The sequence below is a fragment of the Bosea sp. NBC_00550 genome, from assembly GCF_026020075.1.
Taxonomy (GTDB): Bacteria; Pseudomonadota; Alphaproteobacteria; order Rhizobiales; family Beijerinckiaceae; genus Allobosea.
Window position 1 is genome coordinate 1,651,921 of sequence record NZ_CP102772.1, and the last position, 11,871, is coordinate 1,663,791.

The 11,871-nt window shown below is 64.6% G+C and carries 10 protein-coding genes; all 10 read right to left on the reverse strand.

The genetic code is table 11. From position 1 onward, the window contains the following. Positions 1-843, reverse strand: coding sequence for a 50S ribosomal protein L2 (rplB, locus tag NWE53_RS07855; protein ID WP_265053781.1), 843 nt, complete (start codon positions 841-843; stop codon positions 1-3). A 16-nt stretch (positions 844-859) separates the two neighbouring features. Continuing rightward, positions 860-1,168 (reverse strand): 50S ribosomal protein L23, encoded by a 309-nt coding sequence (locus tag NWE53_RS07860; RefSeq protein WP_265053782.1) that lies wholly within the window; start codon positions 1,166-1,168, stop codon positions 860-862. Continuing rightward, complete coding sequence (gene rplD, locus NWE53_RS07865) at positions 1,165-1,785, reverse strand: 50S ribosomal protein L4 (protein ID WP_265053783.1); 621 nt, start codon at positions 1,783-1,785, stop codon at positions 1,165-1,167. The genes NWE53_RS07860 and rplD overlap by 4 nt, the downstream gene beginning before the upstream one ends. After that, positions 1,785-2,513: a 50S ribosomal protein L3 gene (rplC, locus tag NWE53_RS07870; protein WP_265053784.1), complete on the reverse strand. Its 729-nt coding sequence runs from the start codon at positions 2,511-2,513 to the stop codon at positions 1,785-1,787. Before rplC ends, rplD begins: the two co-directional genes overlap by 1 nt. Positions 2,514-2,583: 70 nt before the next feature. Next, complete coding sequence (rpsJ, locus tag NWE53_RS07875; RefSeq protein ID WP_043237115.1) at positions 2,584-2,892, reverse strand: 30S ribosomal protein S10; 309 nt, start codon at positions 2,890-2,892, stop codon at positions 2,584-2,586. Between the two features lie 67 nt (positions 2,893-2,959). Then, positions 2,960-4,150: an elongation factor Tu gene (gene tuf, locus NWE53_RS07880; protein ID WP_265053785.1), complete on the reverse strand. Its 1,191-nt coding sequence runs from the start codon at positions 4,148-4,150 to the stop codon at positions 2,960-2,962. Positions 4,151-4,200: 50 nt separating this feature from the next. Then, positions 4,201-6,276 (reverse strand): elongation factor G, encoded by a 2,076-nt coding sequence (gene fusA / locus NWE53_RS07885; RefSeq protein WP_265053786.1) that lies wholly within the window; start codon positions 6,274-6,276, stop codon positions 4,201-4,203. A gap of 33 nt (positions 6,277-6,309) precedes the next feature. Continuing rightward, positions 6,310-6,780, reverse strand: a complete 471-nt coding sequence (rpsG, locus tag NWE53_RS07890; RefSeq protein ID WP_061966717.1) for a 30S ribosomal protein S7 — start codon at positions 6,778-6,780, stop codon at positions 6,310-6,312. Between the two features lie 72 nt (positions 6,781-6,852). Further along, complete coding sequence (gene rpsL, locus NWE53_RS07895) at positions 6,853-7,224, reverse strand: 30S ribosomal protein S12 (RefSeq protein WP_038358286.1); 372 nt, start codon at positions 7,222-7,224, stop codon at positions 6,853-6,855. A gap of 434 nt (positions 7,225-7,658) precedes the next feature. Then, positions 7,659-11,843: a DNA-directed RNA polymerase subunit beta' gene (gene rpoC, locus NWE53_RS07900; protein ID WP_265053787.1), complete on the reverse strand. Its 4,185-nt coding sequence runs from the start codon at positions 11,841-11,843 to the stop codon at positions 7,659-7,661. Between the last annotated feature and the right edge of the window lie 28 nt (positions 11,844-11,871).

Sequence of the window (11,871 nt, forward strand, 5' to 3'; positions counted from 1 at the left end):
TCAGTTCTTCTTCTTGCGGGCGTGACGGCTCGACACGATGAACGTATCGGTCCGCTTGTTCGAGCGGGTCTTCTTGCCCTTGGTCGGCAGACCCCAGGGCGTAACCGGGTGACGGCCGCCCGAGGTCCGGCCTTCACCACCGCCGTGCGGATGGTCGACCGGGTTCATCGAGACGCCGCGGTTATGCGGACGGCGGCCGAGCCAGCGAGAGCGACCGGCCTTGCCGTCGTTCCGGTTCATGTGATCCGGGTTCGAGACGGCGCCGACCGTGGCGTAGCACTGGCCCGAGATCAGGCGCTGCTCGCCGGAGTTCAGGCGAACGATGACGTAGCCCTGGTCGCGACCGACGATCTGAGCGTAGTTGCCGGCCGAACGGGCCAAAGCGCCGCCCTTGCCGATCTTGAGCTCGACGTTGTGGACGATCGTGCCGATCGGCAGCGAGCCCATCGGAGCCGCGTTGCCGGGCTTCACGTCGACCGACTCACCCGAGATGACCGTGTCGCCGACAGCCAGGCGCTGCGGCGCCAGGATGTAGGCCTGTTCGCCGTCCTGATACTTGATCAGGGCGATGAAGGCCGTGCGGTTCGGATCGTACTCGAGCCGCTCGACGGTCGCCGGGATGCCGTCCTTGCCGCGACGCTTGAAGTCGACGAGGCGAAGCGTGCGCTTGTGGCCACCGCCGCGGAAGCGGACGGTGATGCGGCCGAGGTTGTTACGGCCGCCCGAGGAGCTCTTGCCCTCGGTCAGCACCTTGACCGGCTTGCCCTTGTAGAGCTCGCTGCGGTCGACGATCACGAGCTGGCGAAGGCTCGGCGTGATCGGCTTGAAGTGTTTCAAAGCCATGATGGCGATCCTTCCCTCAGAGGCCCGTGGTCACGTCGATCGAGTGGCCCTCTTCGAGGGTCACAACGGCCTTCTTGACGTCCGAGCGCTGGCCGAGGCGGCCACGGAAGACCTTGACCTTGCCTTCGGTGACGATCGTGTTGACGCTCTTGACCTTGACGTCGAAGAGCTTCTCGATCGCCGCCTTGATCTGCGGCTTGGTCGCGGTGCGCGCAACCTTGAAGACGACCTTGTTGTGCTCGGAGAGCATCGTCGCCTTCTCGGTGATGACCGGCGCCACGATCACATCGTAGTGGCGCGGGTCCAGATTCTTGGACTGGCTCATTTGAAGCGCGCCTCCAGCGCATCGACAGCCGCGCGCGTCAGGACGAGCTTGTCGCGACGCAGGATGTCATAGACGTTGATGCCCTGGACCGGCAGCACGTCGACATTCGGGATCGAGCGGGCAGCCAGGCCGAAGTTGGTATCGATCTCGGCGCCGCCGACGATCAGCGCGCTCGACAGGTCGAGCTTGCCGAAATGGCCGAGTAGCACCTTGGTCTTCGGCTCGTCGAGCTTCACGTCGTCGATGACGATGATGCCGGCGTCCTTGGCCTTGGCCGAGAGCGCATGGCGCAGGGCGAGCGCACGGACCTTCTTGGGAAGATCGTGAGTGTGGTCGCGCAGCACGGGGCCGAAGGCCTTGCCGCCGCCGCGGAACTGCGGAGCCGAAGCCGCGCCGTGGCGAGCGCCGCCGGTGCCCTTCTGCTTGTAGATCTTCTTGCGGGTGCGATCGACTTCCGAGCGGCCCTTGGACTTGTGAGTCCCGGCGCGGCGCTTGGCAAGCTGATAGCGGACCATGCGGGCGAGCAGATCGGCGCGCGGCTCGAGGCCGAACACCTCATCCGACAGCTCGACCGAACCGGCCGACTTGCCCTCGAGAGTGGTGATATCGAACTTCATCACGCGTTCTCCTCAGCCTGGGCCGCAGGAGCCTCGTCCGCCTTGGCCTCGCCGGAAACCTTGAACTTGCCCGGCAGCGGCGCATCCTTCGGCAGGGCGCGCTTGATGGCGTCGCGGACATGGATCCAGCCGCCGGCAACGCCGGGAACGGCGCCCTCGACGAGGATCAGACCACGCTCGGCATCCGTCTGGACGACGCGCAGGTTCTGCGTGGTGACGCGCTCGGCGCCGAGATGGCCCGGCATCTTCTTGTTCTTGAAGGTCTTGCCCGGATCTTGGCGGCCGCCGGTCGAACCGATCGAACGGTGCGAGACCGAGACGCCGTGCGTGGCGCGCAGACCGCCGAAGTTCCAGCGCTTCATACCGCCGGCGAAACCCTTGCCGGTGGTGGTGCCGGAGACGTCGACGAACTGGCCGACGACGAAGTGGTCCGCGGTCAGCTCGGCGCCGACGGGGATCAGGGCGTCATCGCTGACGCGGAACTCGACCACCTTGCGCTTCGGCTCGACCGTGGCGACCGCGAAATGACCGCGCTCCGCCTTCGAGACATTCTTCACCTTCGCCGTGCCGGAGCCCAGCTGCACGGCCACGTAGCCGTTCTTCTCTTTCGTGCGATGCGCGACAACCTGGCAGCTGTCGAGCTTCAGCACGGTGACCGGGATATGTTCGCCGGCATCGGTGAAGATGCGGGTCATCCCGACTTTCTGTGCAATCACACCGGAACGCATCGGTGCATACCTTCCCTTGGGGTCATGTCCATCCGGCGGAACCGGAAACAGAGGACCCGTTCAAATCGGATCAGAGCTTGATTTCGACGTCGACGCCGGCGGCGAGATCGAGCTTCATGAGGGCGTCGACCGTCTGCGGGGTCGGGTCGACGATGTCGAGAACCCGCTTGTGGGTCCGCATCTCAAACTGCTCGCGCGACTTCTTGTCGATGTGCGGCGAGCGGTTGACGGTGAACTTCTCGATGAGCGTGGGCAGCGGAATCGGCCCGCGGACCTGAGCGCCCGTCCGCTTCGCGGTCGACACGATCTCGCGCGTGGACGCGTCGAGGATGCGGTGGTCGAACGCCTTGAGGCGGATCCGAATGTTCTGACCGTTCATGGTCTTATTTCTCCGTGACGTGAAAAGGCGAAAGCCCCTGCAGGGCCTTCGCCCTCACGCAAACGCGTTACGCGATGATGCTGGCGACGACGCCGGCGCCGACGGTACGTCCGCCTTCGCGGATGGCGAAGCGCAGCTTCTCTTCCATCGCGATCGGGGCGATCAGGGTCACCTCCATCGAGATGTTGTCGCCCGGCATCACCATCTCCGTGCCCTCGGGCAGCGTCACCACGCCGGTCACGTCCGTCGTGCGGAAGTAGAACTGCGGGCGGTAGTTGGTGAAGAACGGCGTGTGACGGCCACCCTCTTCCTTCGTCAGGATGTAGGCCTCGGCCTTGAACTTCGTGTGCGGCTTCACCGAGCCCGGCTTGCACAGCACCTGGCCGCGCTCGACGTCCTCGCGCTTCGTGCCGCGCAGCAGCGCGCCGATGTTGTCGCCAGCCTGGCCCTGGTCCAGCAGCTTGCGGAACATCTCGACGCCCGTCACCGTCGTCTTGACCGTGTCCTTCAGACCGACGATCTCGATTTCCTCGCCGACCTTGACGATGCCGCGCTCGACGCGGCCGGTCACCACCGTGCCGCGGCCCGAGATCGAGAACACGTCCTCGACCGGCATCAGGAACGGCTGGTCGATCGGACGCTCAGGCTGCGGGATGTAGTCGTCGACCGTCTTCATCAGCGCCAGCACCGCGTCATGGCCGATCTCCGGCGTGACGTTGTCCAGAGCCGCCTTGGCCGAGCCCTTGGTGATCGGGATGTCGTCGCCCGGGAAGTCGTACTTCGACAGGAGCTCGCGGATCTCCATCTCCACCAGCTCGAGCAGTTCGGCGTCGTCGACCAGGTCGACCTTGTTCATGAACACCACCAGCGCGGGAACGCCGACCTGGCGCGCCAGCAGGATGTGCTCGCGGGTCTGCGGCATCGGGCCGTCGGCCGCCGACACGACCAGGATCGCGCCGTCCATCTGCGCCGCGCCCGTGATCATGTTCTTCACATAGTCGGCGTGGCCGGGGCAGTCGACATGCGCATAGTGGCGAGCCGGGGTCTCGTACTCGACGTGCGCCGTCGAGATCGTGATGCCGCGGGCCTTCTCCTCAGGCGCCTTGTCGATCTGGTCATACGCCGTGAACGACGCACCGCCGGTCTCGGCCAGCACCTTCGTGATCGCAGCCGTCAAAGACGTCTTGCCATGGTCGACGTGACCAATCGTGCCAATGTTGCAGTGCGGCTTCGTACGAGCGAATTTCTCTTTGGCCATCGTAGCCTCCGTCAGATCTTGTTCAAACGTTCAGTCGGTTCGGTGCGGGTTCAGGCGTACTTGGCCTGGACCTCGGCGGCGACTGCCGACGGCACCTGCTCATAATGGTCGAACTGCATCGTGTAGTTCGCGCGACCTTGCGAGAACGAACGCAGCTGGTTGACGTAGCCGAACATGTTCGCCAGCGGCACCATCGCGTTGATCACGACGGCGTTGCCGCGCATGTCCTGGCCCTGGATCTGGCCACGACGCGAGTTCAGGTCGCCGATGACCGAGCCGGTATAGTCTTCCGGGGTCACGACTTCGACCTTCATGATCGGCTCGAGCAGCACGGAGCCGCCCTTCTGCAGACCTTCGCGCAGCGCCGCACGGGATGCGATTTCGAAGGCGAGAGCCGACGAGTCGACCTCGTGGAAGGCGCCGTCGATCAGCGTGACCTTGACGTCCACCACCGGGAAGCCGGCAAGAACGCCCGAGCCGATGACCGAGTTCAGGCCCTTCTCGACGCCGGGGATATACTCCTTCGGCACCGAGCCGCCGACGACCTTCGACTCGAACTCGAAGCCCTTGCCGGTCTCGTTCGGCTCGATGACGAGCTTGACGCGGGCGAACTGGCCCGTGCCGCCGGTCTGCTTCTTGTGGGTGTAGTCGATCTCGGCCTTCTTGGTCAGCGTCTCGCGATAGGCAACCTGCGGCGCGCCGATGTTGGCATCGACCTTGTAGGTGCGCTTCAGGATGTCGACCTTGATGTCGAGATGGAGCTCGCCCATGCCCTTCAGGATGGTCTGGCCGCTCTCCTGGTCGGTCGACACGCGGAAGGACGGATCCTCGTTCGCGAGCTTCGACAGGGCGAGGCCCAGCTTCTCCTGGTCGGCCTTGGACTTCGGCTCGATCGCGATCGTGATGACCGGCTCGGGGAACTCCATGCGCTCCAGGATGACCGCGTGGGCGGGATCGCAGAGCGTGTCGCCGGTGCGGACGTCCTTGAGGCCGGCCAGGGCGACGATGTCGCCGGCATAAGCCTCCTTGATGTCCTCACGGTTGTTCGCATGCATCAGGAGCATGCGACCGACGCGCTCCTTCTTGTCGCGGGTCGAGTTGATGACGCCCTGGCCGGCTTCGACCTTGCCCGAATAGATACGGCAGAAGGTGATCGTGCCGACGAAGGGGTCGTCCATGATCTTGAAGGCGAGCATCGCGAACGGATCTTCGTCCGTCGGATTGCGGGTGGTCGGCTCTTCGGTCTTGAAGTCGATGCCTTCGACCGCGCCGCGATCGACCGGCGACGGCAGGAAGTCGACGACGGCATCGAGCAGGGGCTGCACGCCCTTGTTCTTGAAGGCCGAGCCACAGAGGACAGGGTGGAACGCGCGGCGCTGGACGGCCGTACGCACCAGGCGGCGCAGGGTATCGGCGTCCGGCTCGGTGCCGTCGAGGTAAGCTTCCATCGCGGCGTCGTCCATGTCGACGGCGGCCTCGATGAGCTTGCCACGATACTCAGTGGCCTTGTCGAGCAGATCGGCAGGGATATCCTTCTCTTCGAAGGACGCACCCAGCGCCTCGCCGTTCCAGACGATCGCCTTCATCTTGATGAGGTCGATGACGCCGGCGAAGTTCGACTCCGAACCGATCGGAATCTGCAGGCAGACGGGCTTTCCGGCGACGCGGTCGATGATGTCCTGGACGCAGCGATAGAAATCGGCGCCGATCTTGTCCATCTTGTTGACGAACACGACGCGCGGCACGTCGTACTTGTCGGCCTGACGCCAGACGGTCTCGGTCTGGGGCTCGACGCCCTGGTTGCCGTCGAGAACGCAGACGGCGCCGTCGAGCACACGCAGCGAACGCTCGACTTCGATCGTGAAATCGACGTGGCCGGGGGTGTCGATGATGTTCAGGCGATGGTCGCGCCACAGGCAGGTCGTCGCAGCGGAGGTGATCGTGATGCCACGCTCCTGCTCCTGCGTCATCCAGTCCATGGTCGCAGCGCCGTCATGGACTTCGCCGATCTTATGCGACTTGCCGGTGTAGAAAAGGATACGCTCGGTCGTCGTCGTCTTGCCCGCATCAATGTGGGCCATGATGCCGAAGTTGCGATAACGGTCGATGGGATGGGAACGGGCCATGATCGTGCTCTGTCTCTCAGGAAACCGCGCCGCTTACCAGCGGTAGTGCGAGAAGGCGCGGTTGGCTTCCGCCATCCGGTGCGTGTCTTCGCGCTTCTTGACGGCATTGCCGCGGTTGTTGGCGGCGTCCATCAGCTCGGCCGACAGGCGCTCCACCATGGTCTTATCGTTACGGCCGCGAGCAGCCGTGATCAGCCAGCGGATCGCCAGCGCCTGACGGCGCTCGGTGCGAACCTCGACCGGAACCTGATAGGTCGCGCCGCCGACGCGGCGGGAACGGACCTCGATCGCCGGAGCGACGTTCTCAAGCGCCGACTTGAAGACACCGAGCGGCTCGCTCTTGGTCTTGGCCTCGATGATGTCGAAGGCACCGTAGACGATCCGCTCGGCGGTCGACTTCTTACCTTCGTACATCACGGAGTTCATGAACTTCGTGACGACGATATCACCGAACTTCGGGTCCGGGATAACTTCGCGCTTTTCGGCACTGTGGCGGCGGGACATCGTCTAGTCTCCGGTCAAATCTTCAACGCGGCGGATCGGCCTGGGCTCGTCGCCCGGCCGATCGGGCCGAAATTACTTGGGACGCTTGGCGCCGTACTTCGAACGGCGCTGCTTGCGGTTCTTGACGCCCTGCGTGTCGAGCACGCCGCGCAGGATGTGATAGCGCACGCCGGGAAGGTCCTTCACGCGGCCGCCACGGATCATGACGACAGAGTGCTCCTGAAGGTTGTGGCCTTCACCCGGAATGTAGCCGATCACCTCGAAGCCGTTGGTCAGGCGAACCTTGGCGACCTTGCGGAGCGCCGAGTTCGGCTTCTTCGGGGTCGTCGTATAGACGCGCGTGCAGACGCCGCGCTTCTGCGGGCAAGACTCGAGCGCCGGAGCGGTGTTACGCGCCTTCACGGGCGACCGCGGCTTGCGGATGAGCTGGCTGATTGTCGGCATTCTGGCCTCTCGCCCCACTGAGCGTTTGGAAATTCGATTTTCCCAGACTGAACAAAGCCACGGCATAAACGAAGCCGCGCCATCGGCGCCCTTCTCGGGGCCTCAGGCGCGTTCGCCAGCAGAGGAACACAGGACGGATCCCGCATTCATGCATCTTGCCATGTCGTCATTCGACGCTGGAATTCCGACGGAGTTTCGGTCGCGAAACTCGCTTGCGAACTTCAGCGCAAGCGACAAACGTGTCCGACAGCCGTCGACAGTGGCGCGCTTATGACTCAAGGAAAGATTCGCGTCAACCCCGAAACGGCCGAAAAGGCCGGGCTTTCGTGGGGTTCGGACCAGTTCGGCCCTTGCCTGCCCTTCCACGAAACAAAAAGGCCGCCCGGGAGGGGCGGCCTTTCCGATGATTACCGACGTTCGGTAGCGGCCGGGGCTTACTCTGCCGCCGGAAGCACCGCTGCAGCCTGGGCAGCGGCCTTCGCCGCCGCATCGGCCTTCTGGCCGACGATGAGATCGTCGCGACGCGTGGCCACCTGCTTGATGCGGGCGACCTGGGCGCCGGTGCCGGCCGGGATGAGCGAGCCGACGATGACGTTCTCCTTGAGACCTTCGAGCATGTCGGACTTGCCGTTGACCGCCGCCTCGGTGAGGACGCGGGTGGTCTCCTGGAACGACGCAGCCGAGATGAACGAGCGGGTCTGCAGCGAGGCCTTGGTGATGCCGAGCAGGACCGGCACGCCGGAAGCCGGCTTCTTGCCCTCCTCGCGCAGCTTCGTGTTGACCTCTTCCAGCTCGATACGGTCGATCTGGTCGCCGGTCAGGATATCGCTGTCTCCGGACTCCGTGATCTCGACCTTCTGCAGCATCTGCCGGACGATGACCTCGATGTGCTTGTCGTTGATGCCGACGCCCTGGAGGCGATAGACCTCCTGGATCTCGTTCACCAGATAAGCCGCCAGCTCCTCGACGCCCTTGATCGCCAGGATGTCGTGCGGGGCCGGGTTGCCGTCGAGGATGTAGTCGCCGACCTCCACGACGTCACCGTCCTGGAGATGGATGTGCTTGCCCTTCGGGATCAGGTACTCGACCCCGTCGGAACCGTCATGCGGCGTCAGCGTCACGCGACGCTTGTTCTTGTAGTCCTTGCCGAAGCCGATGACGCCCGACTTCTCCGCGATGATCGCCGCATCCTTCGGACGACGCGCCTCGAAGAGTTCCGCGACGCGCGGCAGACCGCCGGTGATGTCGCGGGTTTTGGCCGAGTCGGTCGAGACACGCGCCAGCACGTCGCCGGCCTTGATCGAGTGGCCCGGCTCCACCGAGATGATGCCGTCGACGGGCAGGATGTAGCGGGCATCGCCACCACGGGCGAGCTTCGCGATCTTGCCGTCCGTGCCCGTGATCGTCATCGCGGGCTTGAGGTCGGCCGTACGGGCCGAGCCGCGCCAGTCGATCACGACGCGCTTCGAGATGCCGGTCGCCTCGTCGGTTGTCTCGGTCATCGACATGCCGTCCACGAGATCCTCGTAGCCGACCTTGCCGTCCACCTCGGCCAGGATCGGGCGGGAATAGGGATCCCACTCGATCAGACGCTGGCCGCGCTTGACCTTGTCGCCCTCGTCGACTCGCAGCTTCGAGCCGAACTGGACGCGGTGCACGGCGCGCTCGGCGCCGTCCGGGCCGACGATCACGATGGCGATGTTGCGCGCCATGGCGATGAGGTCGCCGTCCGAGTTCCGCGCGACGTTGCGGTTGCGCATCTTGACCGTGCCTTCGAAATTCGACTCGACGAAGGACTGGTCTGCGATGGTGGCTGCGCCGCCGATGTGGAAGGTGCGCATGGTGAGCTGCGTACCCGGCTCGCCGATCGACTGCGCCGCGATGACGCCGACGGCCTCGCCCATGTTGACGGGCGTGCCACGGGCCAGATCGCGCCCATAGCAGGTGGCGCAGACGCCGTTCTTGGTCGCGCAGGTGAGAACCGAGCGGATCTTCACCTCCTGGACGCCGGCGGCGTTGATCTTCTCGATATGGCTCTCCTCGATCATCGTGCCCTTCGGCACGAGAACGTTGCCATCGATGTCGGTCACGTCCTCAGCCGCGGAGCGGCCCAGGATGCGCACGCCGAGCGAGGCGACGACCTGGCCGGCATCGACGATGGCGCGCATCTTGATGCCGTTTTCGGAGCCGCAATCGACCTCCGAGATGATCGCGTCCTGCGCCACGTCGACGAGACGGCGGGTCAGATAGCCGGAGTTGGCCGTCTTGAGCGCCGTATCGGCGAGGCCCTTGCGGGCGCCGTGGGTCGAGTTGAAGTACTCGAGAACGTCGAGGCCTTCCTTGAAGTTCGAGATGATCGGCGACTCGATGATCTCGCCCGACGGCTTGGCCATCAGGCCGCGCATGGCGGCGAGCTGGCGCATCTGCGCCGGCGAACCACGGGCGCCCGAGTGCGACATCATGTAGATCGAGTTGATCTGCTTGTCGCGGCCGGTCTCGTCCTTCTGGACGGTCGAGATGCGGGCCATCATCTCCTGGGCGAGCTTGTCGGAGCACTTCGCCCAGGCGTCGACGACCTTGTTGTACTTCTCGCCCTGCGTGATCAGGCCGTCCTGGTACTGCTGCTCGTAGTCCTTGGCGAGCGCGCGGGTCGTGTCGACGATCTGCCACTTGTTCTCCGGCACGACCATGTCGTCCTTGCCGAAGGAGATGCCGGCCTTGAAGGCGTGCTTGAAGCCGAGCCCCATGACGCGGTCGCAGAAGATCACCGATTCCTTCTGACCGCAGCCGCGATAGACGGCGTCGATCATTCCGGAGATCTCCTTCTTCGTCATCAGCTTGTTGACGACGTCGAAGGACACGGCCGGATGATCCGGCAGCGCGGTCGAGAGGATCACGCGGCCCGGCGTGGTCTCGTAGATCTTGGTATACGGCTTGCCGTCCTGGCCGGTGCCGGTCCAGCGGTATCTGATCTTCGAATGCAGCGTCACGACCTTCTCGTGCAGCGCATGCTCGAGCTCGCCCAGATCACCGAAGACCTTGCCCTGGCCGGGCTCGCCGTCCGAGACGATCGAGAGGTAGTAGAGGCCGAGCACGATGTCCTGCGACGGCACGATGATCGGCTGGCCGTTCGCCGGGTGCAGGATGTTGTTGGTCGACATCATCAGCACGCGCGCTTCGAGCTGCGCCTCGAGCGACAGCGGGACGTGCACGGCCATCTGGTCGCCATCGAAGTCCGCGTTGAAGGCGGCGCAGACCAGCGGATGCAGCTGGATCGCCTTGCCCTCGATCAGCACGGGCTCGAAGGCCTGGATGCCCAGGCGGTGCAGTGTCGGCGCGCGGTTCAGCATCACCGGATGCTCGCGGATGACCTCGTCCAGGATATCCCAGACCTCCGGCTTCTCCTTCTCGACGAGCTTCTTGGCCTGCTTGACCGTGGTCGAGTAGCCCTTGGCGTCGAGGCGCGCATAGATGAACGGCTTGAACAGCTCGAGCGCCATCTTCTTCGGCAGGCCGCACTGGTGGAGCTTCATCTCCGGGCCGACGACGATGACCGAGCGGCCGGAATAGTCGACGCGCTTGCCGAGCAGATTCTGGCGGAAGCGGCCCTGCTTGCCCTTCAGCATGTCGGCGAGCGACTTCAGCGGGCGCTTGTTGGCACCCGTGATGACGCGGCCGCGGCGGCCGTTGTCGAACAGGGCGTCGACCGACTCCTGCAGCATCCGCTTCTCGTTGCGGATGATGATGTCCGGCGCGCGCAGCTCGATCAGCCGCTTCAGGCGGTTGTTGCGGTTGATGACGCGGCGATAGAGGTCGTTCAGGTCCGAGGTCGCGAAGCGTCCGCCGTCGAGCGGCACAAGCGGACGCAGATCCGGCGGGATGACCGGAATCACGGTCATCACCATCCATTCCGGCTTGTTGCCCGACTCCTGGAAGGCCTCGATGATCTTGAGGCGCTTCATCAGCTTCTTGGGCTTCAGCTCCGACGTCGTCGTCGCGATCTCATGCTTGAGATCGGCGTTGATCTGGTCGAGGTCGAGCGCGCGCAGCATCTCGCGGATGGCTTCCGCGCCGATCATGGCGGTGAAGGTGTCCGCGCCGTACTCCTCCTGGCAGCGGACGTACTCCTCCTCCGACAGAAGCTGACGGTCCTTGAGCGGGGTCAGGCCCGGCTCGATGACGACGTAGCTTTCGAAGTAGAGGATGCGCTCCAGATCCTTGAGCGGCATATCCATCAGCAGGCCGATGCGCGAGGGCAGCGACTTCAGGAACCAGATATGCGCGACCGGGGCGGCCAGCTCGATATGGCCCATGCGCTCGCGCCGGACGCGGGCGAGCGTGACTTCGACGCCGCACTTCTCGCAGATGACGCCCTTGAACTTCATGCGCTTGTACTTGCCGCACAGGCACTCATAGTCCTTGATCGGCCCGAAGATGCGCGCGCAGAACAGGCCGTCACGCTCAGGCTTGAACGTGCGGTAGTTGATGGTCTCCGGCTTTTTGATCTCGCCATAGGACCAGGACAGGATCTTCTCCGGGCTCGCGATCGAGATCTTGATCGCGTCGAAGGCCTGCTGCACCGGCTGCTGGCCGAAAAGGTTCATGACCTCTTGCTTCATCGCCTGTCTCCTTCCGCCGGCGGGGGCT